The following is a 24,392-nucleotide window of genomic DNA, read 5'->3' as shown; positions in this document are numbered from 1 at the left end:
GCTAGCTGAATCAATAACATTCGCTTATTTTGAGCGCGTTTACATTCCTAAATTTATTTTCATACCACTGTCATAATTGATTAAAAAATAGCTAGTTTCCGATAATTTCTACATCGTCAGGGGATAAACTGGTAAGCGCATAAGAGTGTTGTTTTGAACGAGAGCCTTCCCCCTGAGCTCTTGGTGGGTAATAGCGTTCTTTTTCCTCTGGGTATAAGGCAAACACTTCATCTAATGAGGCGCGAATCTCGCTTAAGGTTTTATCTAAGTTGGCGTTAAAGTCTGGCCTTTTACGTTTTGTATGTCCTAGTTCAATCAATCGTGAAAAGGCTTTATTAGCCAGTGCAATAAGCTCGATAGGCACATCTTTATGCGGAGGAAGTGGGTGCTCTGGGTTCTCTGTGCAATATTTAACGAGTGCCGTATAAAAGCAAAGGGGCTTGTTTTGCAATATAACAACAGTGTCATTTACGCTGTTGCCTAACGTTTTATCTCGCAAATTAATAGCAAGCTTGGGCGTAGGTGGGACAATTAATTCTTCATTGACAATATGCTTGGCTTTTCGCTGCCTAGGAATAGCAAACGCTGGTGCAAGCAGCACCGATACTATCAACGCCCACCAACTAATCGTCAGGTTTTGATACATAGGAAGCGATTGCATAGTTAGTGTAATTTTTTGCTCTGCGTTTTCGAATACAAATGTATGGGATAAGCTGTATTCAGTATACGTTACATCAGCATTTACCCCCTGAATTGAGGAGACTCTAATTGGATAATTGTCAGCGGCTAAATCTTCGTTAATAGTTTCAATATAGCGACCCACTGCATACGTATTGACGGGGGTATTTAGCGTTGCATTCCCAACATCAAGAAACGCACTGTCTAATATGATTCTTCTTTCTACGTTGTCTTTCGCATTGTGGCGAGCAGACTGAATACCAATAATCTGACCAAACGTACTGATGATTTGAAGTACCGCAAAGAGTATCAGCACACAGATTAGGGTAAATGGGCGAACAGTTGACATCATACTACTCATCTTTACTACATCCATTCACGAGAACTAGGGTTTTGTAATAGGGGCGTGAGTGAGAATCGGCGATGTCTTTCACTACAGACTGCATGGCGCAAAGTAAATCAGTGTTTTGCATTTGCATTTTCAAAAACCATTGCATGCCGCTAACGTTCTTTAACAGAGGGGTTGCATAGTTCTTAGATAAAATTTGCTCATCTTCTTCGGCCCAATACGATGAGATAATATCGACTTCTCCCGCAAGCAATGCTCTACGCAAATCTTTGTGGGAATTGAAGTACACAATGTCTACATTGTTCTCAGTTAACCCAAGATCTTGAAGTATGGTTTTTGGAACAATGTGACCTGAGCGGCTGGAAGGATAATCGAGCAGCCCAATTCGTTTGCCAAGCAAGTACTCTTTTTCAAGCAGGGGCTTCTCACGTTGAGATATAAAGAAAGCGCTGTAATTAGGGTGCGACGCTATCAAAGTTAAACCATAAATTTGATCTGCACCGAAGGCATCTACTACATTACGTTTAATTAAGGCTAAATCGACCACGCCATGGTTTATATATCGAAAGGTATCGTAGTCGCTTTGCCCGACGATGACCCTGACTTGGCCAAATTGCCTTTTGATGATTTTGTTATCGCATAAACGTTCTAGGGCCATATTCGCGATAGAGCCATCTGTGACATACACTGAAAAGATATCTAGGTTGTTTTGTAACTCAGTTTGGCAGGTTAAAGTTCGACCAGTTTGGGGGGGGACCGGAATAAATTCTATTTTTTGTGAAAAATAGCCAGCACTACCGCAAACAAGTGCGGCAATAAGGAGTATGATCCACCTTCCGGTAGCAATAATTCTGACTTTTGGCAAAAAAATAACCAAATGAGTTAGTGATTTATGTGCTGATTTCATCAGCTAAGGTTATTTATTGCAATAGGTAAATTTATTTTAATTGGTTATAATCATGAAAAGTAAGTGTTTTTTACAAATCAGACTGAATTTTGTTAAACGCTGTTTATTAGTCCATGATATGTCATCAATAGAAACCACAAGAACAAGTCAGACGACCTTGGTTTTGATAAGTAAAATAACTTGACCAAATGGTCAGGTGTGTGGTGCGAAAAACGCGATGAAATCACGTCACGGAATTGACGAAATATACAAAACTGTAATAAATATGACACGAAGGTCTATAACAATTTCATCCACTCAAAGAAGTCTTTTAGTCAATATCAGAGGTCGTAGAGGGGAATAAATTCCCTCTACGCTAAAAAAAAGAATTTTAAACAAAAAGGGAAACACACATGTACTCATCAGCTAAGCTCAGCCGCGTTGCTGCAGCAGTTGCACTAACAGTGGGTCTAACCACGACTGCAATGGCTCAAGTAACGTCTTCAGATATGAATGGCCAGATAGTCGGTCCAAACGGCAACCCTGCTGTTGGAACCGTAGTTAAAGTAACTCACGTACCAACTGGTGCGGTTAAAACAGTCACAGTAAACAGTGCTGGTACATTTAACCTTCGTGGTTTACGTGTAGGTGGTCCTTACACTGTTGAAATCGACTCGGATGAATTCGCAGATCAAACTATCAGCGATATTTACCTAGAGCTTGGTGAAGCGGCAACTATCCAAAGAACACTTGAATCTGCAGCTAACTACGAAAACATCGTAGTAACCGCTTCTCAAGTAGGTAGTTTGGCTTTCGGTCAAACTGGCCCTTCAGCAAACTTTGACTTGGCAACACTTCAACAAGCGCCAGCGATCAACCGTGATATCACTGATATCGTTCGTATTGACCCTCGTATCTATGTAGATGAAGGCGGTAGCGGTGGTATCCAGTGTGTGGGTAAAAGCCCTCGTTTTAACAGCTTGACGGTTGATGGCGTTCGCATGAATGACCTTTTCGGTCTTAACTCGAACGGTTACCCTACAGAAAGAATGCCTTTCTCTTTTGACGCTATCGAAGGTGTGTCAGTAGAAATTGCTCCTTTTGATGTAATTTACGGCGGCTTCTCTGCGTGTAACATCAGTGCAGTAAGTAAAACAGGTACTAACGAAGTTCATGGTTCTGCGTTCTACGACTATGGTAGCGACAGCCTACGTGGTGACTCACTTGAAGGTGATGATATCAACCTTGGTAGTTACACTGAAAAACGTTACGGCTTCACAGTGGGTGCACCGCTGATTAAAGATAAGCTATTTGTTTTTGCTGCTTACGAAAAACTAGAAGGCGCAAACACATTTGACCGTGGTGCTATCGGTTCTGGCGCAATTAATGAAGTTGCGCTTACACAAGCACAACTTGAACAAATTCAGTCTGTATCTCAGTCATTATATAACTTTGATGCTGGTACAACGCCACTTAGCATGCCTAACGAAGATGAAAAGCTTCTTGTTAAGTTAGACTGGAACATTAACGAAAACCACCGTTTTGCGTTTACGTACAACTATAACGATGGAAACAACTTCTCAGAATCTGACGGCGACGCAGATGAGTTTGAACTATCTAGCCACATCTACGAGCGTGGCGCAGAGCTACAATCATTTGTTGGTGTACTTTACTCAGATTGGACAGACAAATTCTCGACTGAAATCCGCGTTTCTCGCACAGAGCTAGATAACCTACAGCGTTCTATGTATGGTGACGGCACTCCAGGCGGTAACGACTTTGGCGAAATTAAAATTGAGCTAGGTAATGATACAGATACTTCTGAAGACGACCTTACGGTTTTCTTAGGTTCTGATGACAGCCGTCAAGCTAACGACTTAGACTGGGAAGCGTTAAGCCTAATGTTCCGTGGTAACTATTACTTCGACAACGGCCACGCGTTAACTTTCGGTTACGAGAGCGACAAACTAGATATCTACAACCTTTTCGTTCAGCACTCTGAAACCTCTATTACTTTTGAAAGCTTAGAAGATTTCACTAACGGAACAAATGCAGAAATCGAATACGGTTATGCATATTCTGGCAACCTATTAGACCGTGCTGCTGAGTGGGGTTACACGTCACACTCTACTTACGCACAAGATGAGTTCTATCTTACTGACGATTTAAAAGTAGTTGCTGGTTTACGTTATGACTGGATTACAACATCAGACGAGCCTGTTGGAAATGCTGATTTCGTAGCTGGGAACGGTTATGACAACACGGCTAACCTAGATGGACTTAGCTTGCTACAACCACGTGTTGGCCTTAACTATACGTTGAGTGATTCAACTGAACTACGTGGTGGTGTTGGCTTGTTCTCAGGCGGTAACCCGAACGTATGGATGACAAACAACTATCAAAACACGAACGTTATTGGTGGTGAAGTTGAAGGTGAATACGCTAACTTATTCGACGGAAGCGTTGTATGGGTTAATACAGAAGACGGCGTAACTGCTGGACCTGGCTACTCAGTACCTTCTGATTTAGACGAAGAGATGTCTTCTGGTGCAGGTAGTAACTTTGAAAGTAACAACCTAGATCCAGGCTTCGTAATGCCTCGCGAATGGAAAATCTCTGCGGGTATGACTCACATCAATGACGAAGATTACGTATTCAACTTAGATTTCCTTCTAAGTGTGACGCAGAAACAAGCCATGATTAAATATGTGGGTCTTGAGCGTGTAGGCACAACTGACGAAGGTTACCCTGATTATGACTCAGTAGGTTACGGTTCACTTGAACTGACTAACTCTGATGAAGATTCAGTGTCTTACTCACTAACAGCGACCATGAACAAGTCTTGGGACAACGGTATTACTTTCACCGGTGGTTATAACTACAGCCACGCTGAAGATGTACAACCAATGACGAGTTCAGTAGCGTTCTCTAACTTCCAGTACAGAGCATTTACTGACATTAACGAAGAAGTATCTTCACTGTCTGATTGGAATATCGAGCACCGCTTTACTGCTGACCTTCGTTACACTACTGAACTTATCGACGGTTACAGCACTATCTTCTCTGCTTATGCAGTAGCGCAGTCTGGTCGTCCGTTTAGTTACACCATCAGTGGTAACTCTGTATATGGCTACACACCATACCTTGAAGGTAACAACGTGTTACCGATTGGTGCAGAGCGTAACGACCAAACTAGCCCTTGGTGGTTCAAAATGGATATCGCAGTTAGACAAAATATTCCTGCGTTCCGTGAAGATCACTCTGCTCAGGTTTATTTCGTTATGAATAACTTCACCAACTTCATCAACGATGAATGGGGTATTTTGGAAGAAGTTAACTTCAATACTGCTGCGCTAGGTACCTCATCTCCTGAAAGTCGTCAGGGTGATGCATCACTTTGGGAAATGCGTGTAGGTATTGACTACCGCTTCTAAGCAACAGTTTAAAAACCAGTTGTAGTGTTAAATGCCACTTTCCAATTTTGGAAGTGGCATTTTTTTTATCTTGTAAATCAACTTCTCTTTATGTTTCTCATCGCATTCCCTTTCTTTTTCTGATCTAACCATTGTCGCCATACGAACGAATAACTAAATGAATTGTTCACATGGAGAACTTATGTCGAAACATATATTGATGGTAATGACCTCACATGAATTGTTAGGTGATACAGGCAATAAAACAGGGATGTGGCTGGAAGAGTTCGCATCGCCCTATTATGCGTTCAAGGATGCAGGGTATACCATCACCTTAGCTTCACCTATGGGCGGCCAAGTGCCAATTGACCCAAACAGCTTGGCAGATGATGCTATGACCGACGATGCTATCCGTTATACAAAAGATGAGGTAGCACGAAGCGCAATGTCTTCAACGATTGTGTTAGAAGATGTAAGAGCTGATGAGTTTGATGCTGTGTTCTACCCAGGCGGCCACGGCCCGCTGTGGGACTTATCTGACAATACCCACTCCACAATGCTAATTGAAGATATGATCAAAGCACAGAAGCCTGTAGGCGCTGTATGCCATGCTCCTATCGTGCTTAAAGAAGTAAAACGTGCCGATGGCGAGTTTTTCATTAATGGCAAAACGGTAACTGGCTTTTCAAATAGTGAAGAAGAGGCAATGAAATTGACCGAGGTTGTGCCCTATTTAGTGGAAGACGCACTTATTAGTAAGGGCGGTAAGTACGAGAGTACAGAGGACTTTGGCGTTAAAGTGTGTGTTGATGGTCTTTTGGTGACGGGTCAAAATCCTGCGTCGTCAGGGCCTGCAGCAGAAGCGCTTATTAAGGTACTTTCGTAGCGTACTGCAAGCACTTAAACTCATTACTAAGTCCACGCCGACTCACTGATAGCCGGTGTGCCAGTTTTATAAAACGTTAATACTGGAAGAAATAATGAAACGCCGCTGACTATGTCCTATCTCAAATGTACGAGAGATAGGCCATTGTACAAGCGGCGTTTTTGTGTGAGTTAAACGTTAGAAGCTAGCTTGAACGTTGAAGCTCATGGTGCGACCTAATGGATCGTAAAGTGTATCGTCGAAACCGCGCCATTCGCCGGGCAAGTATTCTTCAAGTTCATCGGTAAGGTTAGCTATGCCTGCTGATACCTTGACGTTATCGTTCACATGATACGAAACGGTGACATTATGCTTGAAGTAATTATCAGCATAATCGTAAGAAGAGTAAAAGGTTTCCCCGTTGGCACCAATGAATAGTGTCCTCCACGAGGCTGTCCATTTATCACCGTCTGTCCAATCTACCGTTAGGTTAGCGCGATTATCAGGATAGAATAATTCGCCAGCCCACTCAGTACCTTCTTCTTCGTAACTAAACACATGCGAATATTCGAGGTTAACCCCAAAATTCCCAATCTCCGTTGCTAAGTCGTAGTTGGCAGTAATATCAAAACCGTTTGTTGTTACTTCTGAGTAGTTAGTATAGCCCGATGTAATAGATGTAATTTTACCATCGCTGTCACGTACGATACTGCTAGAAGTTCCATCTAAGTCGGCGGCAATTAAGTCTTCAACATCGATATCTTCAATTTTGTTCTCATAGTCATACTGGTAATAAGAGACTTCAAGTGACAAATCATCCGTTACATCATAAACCACACCAAGAGTAAGCGACTCAGAGTTTTCAGGACTAAGGTCTGGATTACCACCGTAGTAGGTTAGATGCTGTTGACCCGATGAACAGTAACTGTCATCGCTACCTGGGTTTCCTAAGGTATCGCAGTAGTAGGAGTCGTAGGCATCAGGGAAACCGTAAGAAATGGTCGCGAACATTTCACTCATTGTTGGGGTACGGAAAGCTTCTCCCCAGCTGGCGCGAAGTAAAAGTGATTCAGTCGGGCGCCAGCTAATGCCTAGCTTGGGCACCGTATCTGAGAACTCTGAGGTTGAGATGCTAGCACCCGTATCGCCTTCAAGCTCATAGCCGTCGTAACGAAGCGCGGCTGAGACTTCTACTTCATGTGGTAATTCAATGGCAAGCTCAGTGTAGTATGACTGTCGTTCACGGCTTGCGTAAACGTCGTCACCGCCCGAACCGCCCGAGATAATGCCTAAACCTGATTCAGGGTCAGATACCTGTTCAAAATCAAGATACGAGTACTCAGCACCAAATACAGCACTAACCGTCATGAAGTTATTTGAAAAAAGCTGACCGGAAATACTGCCATCGATAATGTCGCGCATTTGGGTGGTTTGATAGGTGCCAGTATGATCAGCGTTTGTTAAAAGGTCAGCGTTATAAGCATACCAATCATCGGTGCTAAGGCCTTGTACGTTGAATAAATCAAGTTGCTCGGTATCAATTAGACCTTGTACAACGGTGTCATTAACCAAGTTGTAGCCAAATACTTCTTCTTTTGCTGATGTGCGCTGGTAATAAACCTGCCAGTCCCACTCGTTTCCAGCAATTTCGGTATAGCCTTCAAGGCCTGAAACCATTTCAAAAGTGGTTTTTTCAGTTTTAGTATCGCGCGTGCCCAAGCTAGAGGTGCGGAAATAGACCGAACCGTCTTGGCCATATGGGTTCATTGCATTATCGGCGTCGATAGTTAGCGAAGATGTAGATACCGGGGTAGCAGCATAACGAGTATCTGTAGATGTCTGCATTGCAGAGAAGCGAGTGATGAGTTGTAAATTTTCTGCCAACTCATATTCCACTTTTGTCATCAGTGAGTTTTTCTCAGTCGCGCCGTATAGCCACGTGGTATTGCCATAATAGTAACCACAACGGTCTGACTCAATAGACGTATCTGCTACATCGCCACACAAATCTTCGTTATAGAGAAACTCACCGGCTTCTGAATCATAGAAGTTTGCCACTGGGCTATAGGTTGAATAGCTATTTAATGCATAATCACCTGATACCGCGACATCGCTAACTTCTTGTGTGTTTTCATGCTCGGCAATGAATACAATGCTGCCTTTGTCGCTTGTAACACCAGCAGAAAAATTGTACTTACTGGAATTACCACCGTCAGCACCTGGATCTTCAAAGCTATAACCTACATTTACGCCGTCGAACTGTTTCTTGGTAATAATGTTAATTACACCTGCAACAGCATCTGAACCGTATATGGCCGATGCGCCATCGCGAAGAATTTCAATGCGCTCAACAATCGACATCGGGATCATCGACATATCAGAAGATGAACCACCATCGTACCCTAAACCTGGAAGGCGACGGCCGTCCATAAGAACGAGTGTTGCGCCCGCACCCAGACCACGCAAGTTTACTTCGCTTGAAGCTGAAGCACCGCTACCGTAACCAGATTGGCCACGAAACGAACCAAAGGTGTTAATTGAAGAGTTACGTAAAACTTGCGCTACCGATGTATCGCCAGATAACGCGATAGATTCAGCTGTAATAACAGTGACCGGAGAAACTGACTCTAAATCCACTCGTTTAATTCGAGAGCCAGTAACTTGAATTTTTTCTACAGGTTCAGCTGAATTTTCGTCATCTGATTGTGCGAGGGCCATTGGCGCGGCAAACAGGCTAGCGGAACCCGCCAGTAAAATTCCGCGCCTAACAGCACTGCTGAGTTTATTGGTGTTAAACATTTTAATTCCCCTTGTCGAAGGTGATTACACGTTGTAATTACAAAGACGTTTATTAGTTTTTATTTTGAACAGATGTTTTCTGTCGGGAGAATTAAGCACTTCGTCGTGCTGTTTGGCAATTTACAAAGTGTATAATTTGTTCTATTTAGACCTAATTTACTTTAATTATACGCAGAGTGATGAAACCTTTACGGTTCTATACATTGGTAAAATAATTATTGCTTTTTCTCTCTTAATATTTATTTAAAGATAACAATAGATATTAATTAAAAAAGAAATAAAAATAATGCGAGGCTGTGGGTGGTGTGCAGTTTTTGTGTACGAATTGTGTAGGTTTAGTGCATGATTGGCGTAGGCTTTGCGCAAATTCAGCGTAGTTAAATCTGTTTTAAGTAAAAGTGGGTGAGGGCGTTTTAGTACAGATTAAAAAGTGAAAGAAAGTTTCTGTAATTACAATTAGTGACAATGGTATTGTTGTGGATTTTAGAATTTATAAGTTGGTAGATTTGAGAAGGTTTTTAATTATGTTGATATTATTTAATTTTAAAATTTAAGTTTACATTTTTCTGTTTTTATCAAAGGCTGGATTTTATAAATTTATAATTAATTTCTATTTTTCGAATTCTTTACTTTTCTTTTCTTACTCTTTTCTAAGTCTGTGATAATTTAAATGCACAGCTACCAAGTTGTTTTGTATCTCCCTGGTACAAATTCTTTACCGCCATCTTGTGATGGCGGTTTTTTTTGCTCAAAACTCAAGGCAGAGCCTCAAACGTTCTCGAATAAGTCTTCTACCCGTTGGCGTAACTCTTCAATAAGTGTCACGTCGGCTGGGGCGATAAAAATGGTATCGTCGCCCGCAATGGTACCAAGCACACCATCTTTTTTGCTTAATGAATCAAGTAAACGAGCAATAAGCTGTGCTGCACCTGGGCTGGTGCGAATAATCACCATCACATTATTATGCACAATATCGAGAACCAGCTGCTTTAATGGGCTTTTAGCCGTAGGCATGCCTAGTTCAGGCGGAAGGCAGTACACCATATCGCCACGGGCATTGCGGGTACGTACCGCACCAAACTTACTTAGCATGCGGGAAATTTTAGACTGGCTAATATTGTCATGACCTTGAGTTTTAAGGGCATCCACTATTTCACCTTGAGATCCATAGCTTTCCGCTTTCAAAATTTCTTTAAAGGCTTTAATCAGTTGCTCTTGTTTTGCGTTGGCCATAGCATCCTGCACATCAGTTAGCGGTAATAAGTTAAATAATCATATATGTTATATTGTGCCTTACAGGTGACCTTTGCGCAATTTAATTGCATAATCATGCATGATAGTGAATATCGACGTAAAAATGCCTTAAATGGCCGTATTAAGACCATCAGATGATTGAGTTTTCCCCCGCGTTGCATTAGTGTGACGTTCCGTTTAAATACGTGAGTAATCCCATAGGAGAAATGGTATGAAAGTAGCCGTGTTAGGTGCTGCCGGTGGTATTGGCCAAGCGCTGTCTTTGTTGTTAAAAACACAATTGCCAGCTGGTTCTGAACTAGCGCTTTATGATGTAGCGCCAGTTGTTCCTGGTGTAGCTGTTGATTTGAGCCACATCCCAACTGCAGTAAAAGTAACCGGTCACGGTAAAGATGACCTAGCTGGTGCATTAACAGGTACAGACGTTGTTCTTATTCCTGCTGGTGTTCCGCGTAAGCCGGGCATGGATCGTTCAGACTTGTTCAACATCAACGCTGGTATTGTTAAGAACCTTATTGAAGGTGTTGCTGACAACTGTCCAGATGCTTGTGTTGGTATTATTACTAACCCAGTTAACACAACAGTGGCAATTGCTGCTGAAACGCTTAAAGCAAAAGGTGTATATAACAAGAACAAATTGTTCGGTGTTACTACCCTTGACGTAATTCGCGCAGAGACTTTCGTTGCTGAGCTTAAAGGCGTAGACGTTGCTTCTGTACACGTACCGGTAATCGGTGGTCACTCAGGCACAACTATTCTTCCTTTGCTTTCGCAAGTTGAAGGTGTTGAGTTCTCTGATGATGAAGTTTCAAGCCTAACTACTCGTATCCAAAATGCGGGTACTGAAGTTGTTGAAGCTAAAGCTGGCGGCGGTTCTGCAACCCTATCTATGGGTCAAGCAGCTGCACGTTTCTGCTTATCATTGGTTGCAGCAATGCAAGGTGAGAACGTAGTTGAATACACTTACGTTCAAACTGACGACAGCGACGATGCTGCATTCTTCGCACACCCTGTTCGCCTTGGTGCAAACGGTGTTGAAGAAATCTTGCCATACGGCGAGCTAAGCGCATTTGAAGAAAAAGCGAAAAACGACATGCTTGAAGGCCTTCGTGGCGATATCAAGCTAGGCGTAGATTTCGTAACTGGCTAAGGCTAGGAATATGGGAGCGCTGCTCCCATGTATAAGGCAGGATTAGTAAGCTCTACACAAACACGCCGAGTATCCATCCATGGAGGCTTGACAGCAGCATCCATGCTGCTGACAGTTTGTTACGAGTTTACTAATCCTGCCTTTTTATTTGTGGCATATGCATAATAGCCACGCCATAAATACGTCCATGTAGGCTCCGCCACCGCATCCTTGGCAAGGGAGTGGCTACATATTTCCCCCACTCAGTAAACTTCCTTTTTGTAAGACAGCATCCATGCTGCTGACAGTTTGTTACGACCTTACTAATCCAGTTTTTTGTCTAATGCATCAAGCTATTTTTAAAGCTCTATAGAAAATGAGAAAAAGTTACAGAAAATTTGTGGATATTGTCTACGCTATTTCTAAGTGGTTGAGATGGTAAGCATTGCAAATAGCGGCTGAAGCTTATTGGTTAAATGTGACTAGGTTTAGTTCGTTCTAATCGTTAAACCTATTCGTCAGCATCGAAAAAACTCACTGTAGTTATAATCATCTAATAACTAGAATGAAACAATGCTAATCAATAGATTGTATTGATAAAGTCCTTTGTCGAACAGCAAGAGGTAACAAATATGAGTAACGCGAAGCTAGGCGATGTAAATGATTCAGATAGAAAGTGCCCCGTCATGCACGGTGGTCTTACGGCTACTGGCAGCACGAATATGGATTGGTGGCCAGAAGCGCTTAACCTAGATATTTTGCATCAGCACGATACAAAGACAAACCCAATGGGTGATGACTTCGACTATCGCGAAGCGGTAAAGACTCTAGATTTTGATGAATTGAAAAAAGACATGATTGCGCTAATGACGGATTCTCAGTCATGGTGGCCAGCAGATTGGGGGCACTACGGTGGCCTTATGATCAGAATGTCTTGGCACGCCGCCGGTTCGTATCGTATTGCTGATGGTCGTGGTGGTGCGTCTACGGGTAACCAACGTTTTGCGCCGCTAAACTCTTGGCCGGACAATGTGAACCTTGATAAAGCGCGCCGTTTATTGTGGCCAATCAAGAAGAAATACGGCAACAAGCTTAGCTGGGCCGACCTTTTAGTGTTTGCTGGTACTGTTGCCTATGAAAGTATGGGGCTTAAAACTTATGGTTTTGCATTCGGTCGCGCCGATATTTGGCACCCAGAAAAAGACACCTACTGGGGTGCTGAAAAAGAATGGCTTGCGCCAAGTGATGAGCGCTACAACGACGTTGAAACCCCAGAAACAATGGAGAACCCATTAGCGGCTGTGCAAATGGGGCTAATTTACGTTAACCCTGAAGGGGTAAACGGTAAACCGGATCCACTTAAAACTGCATTGCACGTTCGTGAAACTTTTGCTCGTATGGCCATGAACGATGAAGAAACCGTGGCACTAACAGCCGGTGGTCATACGGTGGGTAAATGTCATGGTAACGGAAGTGCAGACCGTTTAGGACCAGATCCAGAAGGCGCTGATATTGTTGAGCAGGGCTTAGGCTGGATGAATCATGAAACTCGCAGCATTGGCCGCGATACAGTATCAAGTGGTATTGAAGGCGCGTGGACGACTAATCCAACACAGTGGGATAACGGCTACTTTGAATTGCTACTTAACTACGACTGGGAATTGAAAAAATCACCAGCGGGTGCAGAGCAATGGGAGCCTATCGACATTAAAGAGGAAGACAAGCCTGTTGATGTTGAAGACCCTTCAAAACGTTATAACCCCATCATGACCGATGCAGATATGGCCATGAAAATGGACCCAATCTATCGTGAAATTTCTGAGAAGTTTTACAACAACCCAGACTATTTCAGTGAAGTATTTGCTCGAGCTTGGTTTAAACTGACTCACCGTGATTTAGGGCCAAAGGTACGTTATATCGGTCCTGAAGTGCCACAAGAAACGCTTATTTGGCAAGATCCTGTGCCAGCAGGCAGTACGTCTTACGATGTGGATGCATTAAAAGCGAGTATTGCGGATTCTGGCCTAAGTATTAGTGAAATGGTATCTACGGCGTGGGACAGTGCTAGAACCTTCCGCAGTTCAGACTTACGTGGCGGTGCTAATGGTGCCCGCATTCAGTTAGCGCCTCAGAAAGACTGGGAAGCGAATGAACCGGAAAAACTAGCTAAGGTATTGTCGGTGTTAACACCACTTGCTGAGGCAGCCGGTGCAAGTCTAGCTGATACCATAGTGTTGGCCGGTAATGTAGGCGTAGAGAAAGCCATCGAGGCGGCAGGATTCAGTGTTGATGTTCCTTTCGCAGCAGGTCGTGGTGATGCTACTGATGATATGACGGATGCTGATTCTTTTGCACCGCTAGAGCCGCAGGCCGATGGTTTCAGAAATTACTTGCCAAAAGATTATGTAGTTAAACCAGAAGAGCTATTGTTAGACAAAGCACAGTTGCTTGGATTAACCGCTGCAGAAATGACGGTGTTAGTAGGTGGTATGCGTGTAATGGGCACGAACTACCAAGGCACTGCACACGGCGTGTTTACCGCAAGTGCTGGCTCACTAACGAATGACTTTTTCACTACTATTACCGACATGCAATACACGTGGAAGCCCACAAGTAAAAGCACGTACGGCATTGTTGATAGAGTGTCTGGTGAGCAAGTTTATTCAGCTACTCGTGTTGACTTAGTCTTCGGTTCAAACTCTATATTACGTTCTTACGCTGAGGTTTATGCGCAAGACGATAACAAAGAGAAGTTCGTTAAAGACTTTGTTAGTGCTTGGACTAAAGTGATGAATGCTGATCGCTTCGAACTGCAAGCTTAGTTCACAATACGTAGGTTAATGCCATTAAAAAGCCCGCTTTAAGCGGGCTTTTTCTTACAGTGCTATTAAGACAAATAGCATTATTATGTACTCACTATGTAAAGTACTAACCTGTATTACGCATGCCGGTAGCAATACCAGTAATGGTTACCATCATGGCACGCTCTAATGCTGTATTTTGCGCATCGTCACCTGCTTTACGAATTCTATCTAGCAATTCAATTTGTAAGTAGTGAAGGGGTTGCAAATACGCGGCACGAATTTCCATCGACTCTTTGCCTAGAGGATCGGTCTTCATGATGTCGTCTTCGCCAGTAAGCTCCAGTAATGAGGCGATACTTTCTTTGAGCTCCTCTCGAAGTGCTGCACCGAAATGCTTAAGCTCTTCTGGAACTAAGCGCTCATCGTAAGCTTCACTTATACGTGGATCCGCTTTATGGAATACCATGTCGAGCATCGAAAGGCGTGAGCGGTAGAATGGCCATTCGGCAAACATTTCATTCACGACTTTTTCGTTCTCGGCATTTTTCACGCTATCGATAGCGCGCATTACACCCAACCAAGATGGTAATACAAGGCGCGTTTGTGCCCATGCAAATATCCAAGGGATAGCACGAAGACTTTCGATACCACCTTGTGGTTTACGCTTAGAGGGTCGGCTGCCTAGCGGTAACTTACCCAGTTCCTGTTCAGGCGTAGCTACGCGGAAATAAGGTACGAAATCCTTATCATGGCGAACTGTGCCGCGATAGTTATCACGACCTTGTCCCGCCATAGTGGTAATAAGTTCACGCCACTCTTCTTTTGGCGCTGGGGGTGGGAACAACATGGCTTCAATTATCGCGCTGGCATAAATGCCTAAGCTTCGTTTGGCCAGTTTGGGCATACCGAATTTATAACGAATGGTTTCGCCTTGTTCAGTAACGCGGAATCCACCTTCTAATGAACCTGGAGGCTGTGAGTAAATAGCTGCGTGGGCAGGTAAACCGCCGCGGCCAATTGTACCGCCACGACCGTGGAACAAGGTAAGTGAACAGTTAAACTCTTCAGCAATAGCCACTAGCGCTTCTTGAGATTGATATTGAGCCCAACCTGCCGCTAGTGCGCCAGCATCTTTGGCTGAATCTGAATAACCAATCATCACAAACTGGCGGCCTTTTACATAGCCACGATACCAGTCGATAGAAAGTAATTTGCGCATAACACTTGGCGAGTTGTTAAGGTCGTCCAGTGTTTCAAACAAAGGCGCTACCGGCATTGGCCAATCTACACCGCTTTCTTTAAGCAGTAATTGAACCGCAAGTACGTCTGATGGCTCACTCGCCATCGAGATAATGTAAATACCAAATCCGTGCTTACTATGCTTAGCCACTACTTTACACGTATCAAGTACTTCTTTCACATCATCAGATGCCCCCCATTGAGCAGGGAATAGCGGTCGTTTCGAACCAAGTTCACGTAGCAAGAAGGCTTGCTTGTCTTCTTCGCTCCACTGAGAATAGTCACCAAGACCAAGGTAGCGAGTTAGTTCACTAAATACGTCGGCGTGGCGCTCTGAATCTTGACGTACGTCCAAACGAAGTAAGTGAATTCCGAAGACGCGGGCACGGCGAATGGTGTCTAACAATAAACCTTTAGCAACAACATCCATACCGCAGTCGATTAGTGACTGGTGGCAAAGTAGTAGGGCTTCTAATAGCTCGTCATTGCTTTCAATCCAGTTAGAGGAATCTGGATTTTTACCTGCCAAGTAGTCAGCAATGCCGTCTCTTGTGGCAACAAAGCGGTCAAGCAAAGGACGAAGTAGCGCACGGTAAGGTTCGTTCGCATCACCTACTTTTTCACGCAGTGCGTCGTTGCAGTCGTACATAGATAACTCAACTTGTAAGCGATCTAAGTCTAAAGCGAAAAGTTTTGCGGCACGTTTACGTGCCAACAGCAGGACTTGTTCGGTAACTTTAGAGGTGACGAACGGGTTACCGTCGCGGTCACCGCCCATCCAAGAACTAAATTGTACCGGTGAAGCGTCTAGCGGAAGCGATACACTGTAGTCTTCTTGTAAACGGCCATCTAGTTCGCGCAAGAAATCAGGAACCGCTTCCCAAAGAGAATTTTCGATTACCGAGAAGCCCCAGCGAGCTTCATCAACAGGGGTAGGGCGAACAGAACGAATTTCTTCTGTATGCCAAGCCTGGCTAATTAAATCAGCAACACGGGTTTCTACCTTGCTTCTATCTGCATCGGTTAAAGACTCTTGATGTACAGCCTGTAAGCAGTCTGCTAACTCTTTATGTTTATGAATAAGAGTACGACGAGTTACCTCGGTAGGATGAGCCGTTAATACCAAGTCGATATTCAACTTGCCTACAGCCTCTTGCACTTTATCAACCGTGAGGTCTGCTTTATCTAGATGTTTAAACAATGCATCAATAGACGCGTCAACGTTCATTGCACTGTTATATTCTTGCTCAGCAATATTACCTAGATTTAGAAACTGTGCGAAAGCACGACCTACCGTCAACAAATCGCTGTCAGTCATCGTTTTGAAAGTTTCTTTCAGTTCGTCACTACAACTCGTGTCTCCCTGATAAGACGCTCGGCCGTCTTTTCGAATCTTCTCAATGCGATCAAGCCACTCTTGGCCTAATTGGTTTTTGATGGTTTCACCTAGCGTTTTGCCAAGGTATCTAACTGTATCTTTTAGTTCAGCATCGTAATGAGTGTGCATGCTATCCTCCCAATTATATGGCCTTCACCATACTAAGTACTTAACAAGTTGTAAAACCACTTTGCGTTATAATTTACAATATTTTGTTCCATTTGCACCCATCTATTTAATGCTCAAGGCAAGATAAATTCTGGTGTGCTACACTCTTGCACCGGAAAATGCAGAAACATATTCGTGAAACGCGGTTTGTTTGAAATTTGTACTGCATTTGTAATTTAATTTCAGGAGTTCTTGTGACTGATACATTCAACACAGTAGAAACCCAAGCAAGTTACGGCATTGGTTTTCAAATGGGTCAACAATTGCAATCTAATCCTTTTGAAGGTTTAGCGATTGACGCAGTAGTGACAGGTTTAAAAGATGCTTTCGCGGGTCAAGCTCCGCAGGTTGACAACGACGCACTACGTGATGCATTCGGCGAAATCCATAAGCGTATGCAGGCTGAGAAAGAAGAAGCTAGCAAAGCGGTTATTGAAGAAGGCGTTAAGTTCCTTGAAGAAAACGCAAAGCGTGAAGAAGTTCAGGTGACTGAGTCTGGCCTACAATACGAAGTATTGGCTGAAGGCGATGGCGAAACGCCAACTGCAGATAGCACCGTTCGCGTTCACTACCACGGTACACTAACCTCAGGTGACGTTTTTGACAGCTCTTACGATCGTGGTCAACCGGCTGAATTCCCAGTTGGCGGCGTGATCAGAGGCTGGACTGAAGCACTACAGCTTATGAAAGTTGGTGCTAAGCTGCGTTTATACGTACCACACGATCTTGCGTACGGTGAGCAAGGTGCTGGTGCAGCAATCGCACCTTACAGCACGTTAATTTTTGATGTTGAATTGCTTGATATCTTAGGTTAATTCATACAAAAAGGTGAGCTCTTGTGGGGGCTCACCTTTTTATTCATGTTTAGTTATGATTCATTAAACGCCATATTTCACACTTAACTTTTCTGTCCCTGCCTTACTTATTTTCAGTTCATATTACAGCTTCAACCCTCACTTGTTCATTTGCTTCTAGCGCAATAGCCGCTAATCATTTTTGTTTTCGTATACATTACATAGCGTTCCAAGATATTCTTTCGATATAGACTTTAAAAACGCTTTCGAACTGCGCTACCCGTTTGTACATGTGTATCTTTTTGATGAATAAGGTGTTCGGTGCTTATATTGATGTCATCTGCTCCGAGTTGTTATAAGCCTTTGCACGTTTACAATAGGCGCACGCATAAAAAAGGAAAATGATTATGGTTATCAAGCCTAAAGTGAGAGGCTTTATCTGCACAAACGCACATCCTGTGGGTTGTGCAACGTCGGTAGAACAACAAATTGCCTATATTGAAGAAAAAGGCAGCTTAGGTGATGGCCCTAAAAACGTGCTAGTCATTGGCAGCTCAACCGGTTATGGGTTGGCATCGCGTATTACTTCTGCATTTGGTTATGGTGCAAAAACCCTTGGCGTTTGCTTCGAAAAAGCGCCAACAGAACGCAAAACAGGTACAGCGGGCTGGTACAATACAGCTGCGTTCCATCAGCAGGCGTCTAAAAAAGGGCTTTATGCTGACACCATCAATGGTGATGCGTTTTCTGATGAAATTAAAGCGCAAACGATAGATAAGATTAAAGCCAATATGGGCAAGGTCGACCTTGTTATTTATAGTTTAGCGTCACCGCGCAGAACAGACCCAGATACGGGAGTGGTATACAAATCTACCCTTAAACCAGTAGGGCGTGAGTACACCACCAAAACTTACGATACCGACAAAGATAAAGTACATGATGTCACGTTAGAGGCAGCAAACGATGACGAAATCTTAAACACCATTAAAGTGATGGGCGGAGAAGATTGGGAGCGTTGGATGGATAAGCTTGCCGAAGCGGGTGTACTGGCCGAAGGTTGTAAAACCACGGCGTACACTTATATTGGTAAAGCCCTAACTTGGCCTATTTACGGTCAGGCGACCATTGGAAAAGCGAAAGAAGACTTAGACAGAGCCGCTGCTGCTATTATTGGCAAAAATACCGAATTATTGGTTGAAGCGAATGTAAGTTCGTTGAAAGCCTTGGTCACGCAGGCCAGCTCTGCTATTCCTGTTATGCCGCTTTATATCTCGTTAATGCAAGAAGTGATGAAGCGTGACGGTACCCATGAGGGCTGTATTGAACAAATACATGGTTTGTTCACTACCTGCCTATTTGGTGATACACCCACATTAGATGAGGCAAACCGTTATCGCATGGACGGCATTGAAACCAATGACGTTACGCAAGCTAAAATTCAAGCCTTATGGGACAAAGTGACCCAAGAGAACTTTCATGAGCTAAGCGATTATGCTGGTTATCATCACGAATTTTTAAAACTGTTTGGTTTTGATATTGAAGGTGTTGATTACGAAGAAGATATTGACCCACTCGTGAAATGGTAAAGGTTTACTATACTTAAATAAGCCTAATATTGAGTAGAGCCGTCGAATCAGACGGCTTTTTCGTTGTTTACTTACTACTTAAACGTAAATGGGGTTTACATTAAATTATAGAAAAGTTGCTCTTTATCTATGATTTGCGTGGCACAAACCGCTCGGTTAATGCTAAAATCCCGAAATTAAGTAGGGGTCTATTCTACTCCTACTCAACAACAGCGTTTATTGCAGTAATACAACAACAAAAATAAGTGTGAATTTTCACTGTTGGTCTATAAAAGAAAAGGCGTATAACGTCGCTTGTACATTTGGAATGTAAGTTACGGCTTCATAACAGGCTGACCGTAACAGTAAGTAAATTCCGTCAATCTAAATATTAAAGGTGTTCTACACCTTAAAAATAGTACGCTTTTGCATGCTGATAAGCAGGATTTTCTGCGGTCATGCAAAAGAGTATTTCTATTAGAGTAGTGCGATTACATATGATAAAAATCAAGAAAGGTCTCGACCTCCCAATAGAGGGAGCGCCGAAGCAGGAGATCGCTGAAGGGTCTGCTGTTTCACGCGTTGCCATTCTGGGAGAAGAATATGTGGGTATGCGTCCTACCATGCACGTCCAAGTTGGCGATGTAGTGAAAAAAGGCCAGATGCTTTTTGAAGACAAAAAGAATCCTGGCGTTAAGTTCACTGCTCCAGCTGCGGGTGAAGTGGTAGAGGTAAACCGTGGTGCAAAGCGTGTTTTGCAATCAGTAGTAGTTAAAGTTAGCGGCAGCGATGCAGTTAGCTTTGATAAAATTGCTGCAGACAAAATCGCGAGTACTGAGCGGGAGCAACTCCAATCAATCCTTGTTGAGTCAGGAATGTGGACAGCGTTACGTACGCGTCCATTTAGCAAATCTCCAGCCCTTGACTCGGTACCAAATTCAATCTTTGTTACAGCAATGGACACCAATCCGCTAGCCGCGGATCCAGCGGTGATTATTGCTGAGCGCAACGACGACTTCGTGAACGGCTTAAAAGCGTTAACGCAGTTAAGTGGCGGCAAGGTTTACGTTTGTAAAGCAGCGGGCTCATCAGTAGCAACTGGCGATGCGGCAGTAGACGTAGAAGAATTCGGTGGACCACACCCAGCAGGCTTAGCAGGTACACATATCCATTACTTGGATTCTGCAGGTTTGAACAAAACGGTTTGGCACATTAGCTACCAAGACGTAATGGCCTTTGGCGCATTGCTAACTACTGGTGAGCTAGACACACGCCGTGTTATTGCTATCGGTGGTCCATCTGCTAAAAATCCTCGTCTTGTTCGTACCTCTATCGGTGCTGATTTAGAAGAGTTGCTAGCAAACGAACAACAAGACGGTGACGTACGTGTCGTTTCAGGTTCCGTGTTAAACGGCGTAACTGCACAAGGTGTTCACGGCTTCCTAGGTCGTTTCCACACCCAAGTATCACTGCTTAAAGAAGGTCGCGAGAAGAAATTCCTTGGCTGGATCACGCCTGGTTCAGACAAGCATTCCGTCACGCGCGCTTATCTTGGTCACTTAGGTGGCAGCAAGAAGTTTGATATGACAACAACAACCAATGGCTCTGAGCGCTCTATGGTGCCAATTGGTAATTACGAACGCGTTATGCCCCTAGATATCATTCCTACGCTTTTGCTTAGAGACTTGATTTCTGGTGATTGTGACAGTGCTCAGACATTGGGTTGTTTAGAGTTGGACGAAGAAGATTTGTCTTTGTGTACTTATGTATGCCCAGGCAAATACAACTACGGCCCGATTTTACGCGACTGTTTGACCACGATTGAGAAAGAGGGTTAGTCATGGGTTTAAAAGCGTATTTAGAAAAGATTGAACCGAACTTTGAGCCAGGTGGAAAGCACGAAAAATGGTATGCACTGTATGAAGCAGCGGCAACTATTTTCTATACTCCTGGTAAAGTAAACAAAGCTAACACGCACGTGCGTGACAGCATTGACCTTAAACGCATCATGATTTTGGTGTGGTTAGCAACATTCCCAGCAATGTTCTTCGGTATGTACAACATTGGTTTCCAAGCGCAAGAAGCTATTGCTGCTGGTGCCGGTACACTTCCTGATACATGGCAAGCAGGGTTATTCACCGCCTTAGGTGGAGACTTAGCGAATTCTGGTTTGCTAGGCATGTTCTTCTACGGTGCCTGCTTCTGGTTACCTATCTATGCAGTTACCTTTATTGTTGGTGGCTTCTGGGAAGTATTATTTGCTTCAGTACGTAAGCACGAAGTTAACGAAGGTTTCTTCGTTACCTCGGTACTTTTCGCATTAACCCTACCGGCAACTATTCCGCTTTGGCAGGTTGCATTAGGTATTACCTTTGGTGTGGTTATCGCTAAAGAAGTCTTCGGTGGAACTGGCCGTAACTTCCTTAACCCCGCATTGTCTGGTCGTGCGTTCTTATACTTCGCATACCCTGCACAAATCTCTGGCGACCAAGTTTGGGTTGCTGCTGATGGTTACTCGGGTGCAACGTCATTAAGCCAAGCAGCTTCAGGCGCGCTTGATTACGCTAACATGGACCTTTGGTTTGACAGCTTCTTCGGTACTATCGCAGGTTCTGCGGGTGAAGTATCTGCATTGGCTATCCTAATTGGTGGCTTGTTCATCATGTACATGCGTATTGCAAGCTGGCGAATTGTAGCTGGTGTAGCAATCGGTGTAGCCGTGTTTGCCACCTTGCTGAACATGATTGGTAGCGATACCAACTACATGTTTGCAATGCCTGCCTATTGGCACTTCGTTATTGGTGGTCTTGCCTTTGGTATGTTCTTTATGGCGACAGACCCTGTGTCTGCATCGTTTACCAACCAAGGTAAGTGGGCATACGGTATTTTCATCGGCTTTATGACAGTACTTGTACGTGTGCTAAACCCAGCCTTCCCAGAAGGTGTAATGTTGGCCATTCTTTTTGCCAACCTTTGGGCGCCACTGTTCGACTATTTCGTCGCACAAAGTAATATCAAGCGGAGGGTAGCTCGTGTCGGCTAAGAAAGAATCTTTAGGAAAAACGATTGGCGTTGTAGTTGCCGTTTGTCTTGTGTGTTCAATTGTCGTTTCTGGCGCAGCAGTAGGTTTGCGCTCGTTACAGCAAACCAATGCGTCGCTTGATAAAAAGAGCAACATTTTGAATGCAGCAGGGCTTTACGAAACCGGTATGACGGGTAAAGCAATCGAAAGTACATACAGCGAAAAGATTGAATCTCGCTATGTTGATTTGGAAAGCGGTGAGTTTGTAGAAGCGCCTGAGCCAGATTACGATATGTATAAAGCAGCGAAGCAAACTGAATACAGCACAAAAGTAACTAACAGTAACGTTGGCTTCCAACGTCGCCCTAATGTTGCCAGTGTTTATTTGGTTCGTGACGAAGCTGGCGATGTATCTCGCATTATCTTGCCTGTGCACGGTAGTGGTCTATGGGATCTTATGTACGGTTTTCTTGCACTTGACGCCGACGGCGAAACAGTTCGTGAGTTGATTTACTATCAACAAAAAGAAACACCTGGATTAGGTGGCGAAGTGCAAAACCCAGCGTGGCAGGACAAATGGGACGGTAAAGAATTATTCGAGAATGGCGAAGTCGCTATCCGTGTAGTTAAAAACGCAAACCCAAGTAATCCACACACTATTGATGCGCTTTCAGGTGCTACGCTAACCAGTAACGGTGTTGAAAACACAATTCGTTATTGGGTAGGCGAGCAAGGCTTCGGCCAGTTCCTGAAGAATCAGGCATGGCGTTCATAAGGGGAGTCTCATGGCAGATACTAAAGAAATGAAAAAGGCCCTCTTTGGGCCAATTATGGACAACAACCCAATTGCCTTACAGGTACTAGGTATTTGTTCAGCACTGGCTATTACTACTAAGCTGGAAACAGCCTTGGTAATGTCTTTGGCGCTTACGACGGTTGTTGCGTTCTCGAACTTGTTTATTTCGATGATTCGTAACCAGATTCCATCGAGCGTTCGTATCATCATCCAAATGACTATTATTGCGTCATTGGTAATCGTAGTTGACCAAATATTGAAAGCTTACTCGTACGAAATTTCGAAGCAGCTGTCAGTATTCGTTGGTTTGATTATTACTAACTGTATCGTAATGGGTCGTGCTGAAGCCTATGCAATGAAGAGCCCACCTCTGATGAGCTTTTTAGATGGTATTGGTAACGGTTTGGGTTACTCATTCGTATTGGTTGTTATTGGTACAATTAAAGAACTATTCGGTTTCGGTACTATTTTAGGTTTCGAAATTCTACCGCTAGTTCAAAACGGTGGTTGGTATCAGGGTAATGGTTTGTTGATCCTACCATTTAGCTCATTCTTCTTAATCGGCGGTATGATTTGGGTTATCCGTACCCTTCGTCCCGAGCAAGTAGAGCCTAAGGAGTAAGTCATGGAACATTATTTGTCGTTATTTGTTCGCTCAATTTTTGTTGAGAACATGGCGTTATCACTTTTCTTAGGTATGTGTACCTTCTTGGCGGTATCGAAGAAAGTTAAAACTGCTATGGGTCTTGGTGTTGCGGTAATCGTAGTGCTAGGTATTTCTGTACCGGTTAACCAAATCATTTATGTGAACATCCTTGCGCCAGGTGCACTAGCGTGGGCTGGTTTCCCTGATGCAGATTTAAGCTTCCTAAACTTCCTAACCTTTATCGGCGTTATCGCGGCATTGGTTCAAATTTTGGAAATGAGCTTAGACAAGTTTTTCCCTGCGCTTTATAACGCGCTTGGTATCTTCCTTCCGCTAATTACGGTTAACTGCGCTATCTTCGGTGGTGTGGCATTCGCGGTACAACGTGAATATAACTTGACCGAAAGTGTCGTTTACGGCGTAGGAAGTGGTATGGGCTGGGCAATAGCTATTGTGTTATTGGCCGCTGTACGTGAAAAGCTTAAATATGCCGATATGCCTGATGGTATTCGTGGTCTGGGCTCTGTGTTCATGATTGCGGGTCTTATGGCACTTGGCTTCCAGTCATTCACTGGTATTCAGCTGTAATCGAGCTCGGGAGCATATA

16 protein-coding genes are annotated in these 24,392 nt (G+C 43.7%); 11 read left to right on the top strand and 5 right to left on the bottom strand.

Annotated elements, in window-relative coordinates; all coding sequences use genetic code 11:
• Positions 1-91: 91 nt before the first annotated feature.
• Positions 92-1,030 carry a hypothetical protein gene (locus tag AV939_RS17210; protein WP_231517764.1) on the bottom strand — a complete coding sequence of 313 codons (939 nt, stop codon included), beginning with the start codon at positions 1,028-1,030 and terminating at the stop codon, positions 92-94.
• 1 nt (position 1,031) lies between these two features.
• Positions 1,032-1,892, bottom strand: coding sequence for a PhnD/SsuA/transferrin family substrate-binding protein (locus AV939_RS17205; RefSeq protein ID WP_231517765.1), 861 nt, complete (start codon positions 1,890-1,892; stop codon positions 1,032-1,034).
• Between the two features lie 434 nt (positions 1,893-2,326).
• On the opposite strand from AV939_RS17205, the gene AV939_RS17200 reads away from it, so the two are divergent.
• Positions 2,327-5,347 carry a TonB-dependent receptor gene (locus AV939_RS17200; protein ID WP_061997907.1) on the top strand — a complete coding sequence of 1,007 codons (3,021 nt, stop codon included), beginning with the start codon at positions 2,327-2,329 and terminating at the stop codon, positions 5,345-5,347.
• A 181-nt stretch (positions 5,348-5,528) separates the two neighbouring features.
• Positions 5,529-6,212, top strand: a complete 684-nt coding sequence (locus AV939_RS17195; protein WP_061997906.1) for a type 1 glutamine amidotransferase domain-containing protein — start codon at positions 5,529-5,531, stop codon at positions 6,210-6,212.
• 177 nt (positions 6,213-6,389) lie between these two features.
• On the opposite strand, the gene AV939_RS17190 is transcribed toward AV939_RS17195, so the two are convergent.
• Positions 6,390-8,990 (bottom strand): TonB-dependent receptor plug domain-containing protein, encoded by a 2,601-nt coding sequence (locus AV939_RS17190; protein ID WP_061997905.1) that lies wholly within the window; start codon positions 8,988-8,990, stop codon positions 6,390-6,392.
• A 768-nt stretch (positions 8,991-9,758) separates the two neighbouring features.
• Positions 9,759-10,223: a transcriptional regulator ArgR gene (gene argR, locus AV939_RS17185; RefSeq protein WP_013782583.1), complete on the bottom strand. Its 465-nt coding sequence runs from the start codon at positions 10,221-10,223 to the stop codon at positions 9,759-9,761.
• Between the two features lie 232 nt (positions 10,224-10,455).
• On the opposite strand from argR, the gene mdh reads away from it, so the two are divergent.
• Together mdh and katG are read left to right on the top strand one after the other, a co-directional pair.
• The gene (mdh, locus tag AV939_RS17180; protein WP_057789297.1) at positions 10,456-11,394 is read left to right on the top strand and encodes a malate dehydrogenase; all 939 of its coding nucleotides are present in this window, start codon (positions 10,456-10,458) and stop codon (positions 11,392-11,394) included.
• Positions 11,395-12,005: 611 nt separating this feature from the next.
• Positions 12,006-14,195: a catalase/peroxidase HPI gene (katG, locus tag AV939_RS17175; protein ID WP_061997904.1), complete on the top strand. Its 2,190-nt coding sequence runs from the start codon at positions 12,006-12,008 to the stop codon at positions 14,193-14,195.
• A gap of 106 nt (positions 14,196-14,301) precedes the next feature.
• Here katG and ppc read toward each other — a convergent pair whose 3' ends face one another.
• On the bottom strand, positions 14,302-16,923 hold the full coding sequence (gene ppc / locus AV939_RS17170) for a phosphoenolpyruvate carboxylase (RefSeq protein WP_061997903.1): 2,622 nt from the start codon (positions 16,921-16,923) through the stop codon (positions 14,302-14,304).
• Between the two features lie 233 nt (positions 16,924-17,156).
• On the opposite strand from ppc, the gene AV939_RS17165 reads away from it, so the two are divergent.
• The 7 genes from AV939_RS17165 to nqrE all read left to right on the top strand — a co-directional run bounded on the left by AV939_RS17165 (position 17,157) and on the right by nqrE (position 24,373).
• The gene (locus AV939_RS17165; RefSeq protein WP_057789303.1) at positions 17,157-17,777 is read left to right on the top strand and encodes an FKBP-type peptidyl-prolyl cis-trans isomerase; all 621 of its coding nucleotides are present in this window, start codon (positions 17,157-17,159) and stop codon (positions 17,775-17,777) included.
• 386 nt (positions 17,778-18,163) lie between these two features.
• Positions 18,164-19,342, top strand: a complete 1,179-nt coding sequence (fabV, locus tag AV939_RS17160; protein ID WP_061997902.1) for an enoyl-ACP reductase FabV — start codon at positions 18,164-18,166, stop codon at positions 19,340-19,342.
• A 476-nt stretch (positions 19,343-19,818) separates the two neighbouring features.
• Entirely contained in the window at positions 19,819-21,159 is a 1,341-nt protein-coding gene (locus tag AV939_RS17155) for a Na(+)-translocating NADH-quinone reductase subunit A (protein ID WP_057795884.1), read from the top strand.
• 2 nt (positions 21,160-21,161) lie between these two features.
• Complete coding sequence (locus AV939_RS17150) at positions 21,162-22,364, top strand: NADH:ubiquinone reductase (Na(+)-transporting) subunit B (RefSeq protein ID WP_013782591.1); 1,203 nt, start codon at positions 21,162-21,164, stop codon at positions 22,362-22,364.
• Positions 22,354-23,118, top strand: coding sequence for a Na(+)-translocating NADH-quinone reductase subunit C (locus tag AV939_RS17145; protein ID WP_057789305.1), 765 nt, complete (start codon positions 22,354-22,356; stop codon positions 23,116-23,118). The genes AV939_RS17150 and AV939_RS17145 overlap by 11 nt, the downstream gene beginning before the upstream one ends.
• 10 nt (positions 23,119-23,128) lie before the next feature.
• Positions 23,129-23,761: an NADH:ubiquinone reductase (Na(+)-transporting) subunit D gene (locus tag AV939_RS17140; protein ID WP_057789306.1), complete on the top strand. Its 633-nt coding sequence runs from the start codon at positions 23,129-23,131 to the stop codon at positions 23,759-23,761.
• Between the two features lie 3 nt (positions 23,762-23,764).
• Positions 23,765-24,373, top strand: coding sequence for an NADH:ubiquinone reductase (Na(+)-transporting) subunit E (nqrE, locus tag AV939_RS17135; RefSeq protein WP_013782594.1), 609 nt, complete (start codon positions 23,765-23,767; stop codon positions 24,371-24,373).
• The last annotated feature ends 19 nt before the right edge of the window (positions 24,374-24,392 follow it).

This window comes from Alteromonas sp. Mac1 (assembly GCF_001562125.1).
GTDB classification, from domain to species: domain Bacteria; phylum Pseudomonadota; class Gammaproteobacteria; order Enterobacterales; family Alteromonadaceae; genus Alteromonas; species Alteromonas stellipolaris.
The sequence above is the reverse complement of the archived record's forward strand: the minus strand, read 5'-3'. Positions and strand labels throughout refer to the sequence as shown.

Excerpts from the sequence above, each read along its gene's own strand:
- AV939_RS17210 (WP_231517764.1), bottom strand. The coding sequence starts at position 1,030 with ATGATGTCAACTGTTCGCCCATTTACCCTAATCTGTGTGCTGATACTC.
- AV939_RS17200 (WP_061997907.1), top strand. The coding sequence starts at position 2,327 with ATGTACTCATCAGCTAAGCTCAGCCGCGTTGCTGCAGCAGTTGCACTA.
- AV939_RS17195 (WP_061997906.1), top strand. The coding sequence starts at position 5,529 with ATGTCGAAACATATATTGATGGTAATGACCTCACATGAATTGTTAGGT.
- AV939_RS17190 (WP_061997905.1), bottom strand. The coding sequence starts at position 8,990 with ATGTTTAACACCAATAAACTCAGCAGTGCTGTTAGGCGCGGAATTTTA.
- argR (WP_013782583.1), bottom strand. The coding sequence starts at position 10,223 with ATGGCCAACGCAAAACAAGAGCAACTGATTAAAGCCTTTAAAGAAATT.
- mdh (WP_057789297.1), top strand. The coding sequence starts at position 10,456 with ATGAAAGTAGCCGTGTTAGGTGCTGCCGGTGGTATTGGCCAAGCGCTG.
- katG (WP_061997904.1), top strand. The coding sequence starts at position 12,006 with ATGAGTAACGCGAAGCTAGGCGATGTAAATGATTCAGATAGAAAGTGC.
- ppc (WP_061997903.1), bottom strand. The coding sequence starts at position 16,923 with ATGCACACTCATTACGATGCTGAACTAAAAGATACAGTTAGATACCTT.
- fabV (WP_061997902.1), top strand. The coding sequence starts at position 18,164 with ATGGTTATCAAGCCTAAAGTGAGAGGCTTTATCTGCACAAACGCACAT.
- AV939_RS17155 (WP_057795884.1), top strand. The coding sequence starts at position 19,819 with ATGATAAAAATCAAGAAAGGTCTCGACCTCCCAATAGAGGGAGCGCCG.
- AV939_RS17150 (WP_013782591.1), top strand. The coding sequence starts at position 21,162 with ATGGGTTTAAAAGCGTATTTAGAAAAGATTGAACCGAACTTTGAGCCA.
- AV939_RS17140 (WP_057789306.1), top strand. The coding sequence starts at position 23,129 with ATGGCAGATACTAAAGAAATGAAAAAGGCCCTCTTTGGGCCAATTATG.
- nqrE (WP_013782594.1), top strand. The coding sequence starts at position 23,765 with ATGGAACATTATTTGTCGTTATTTGTTCGCTCAATTTTTGTTGAGAAC.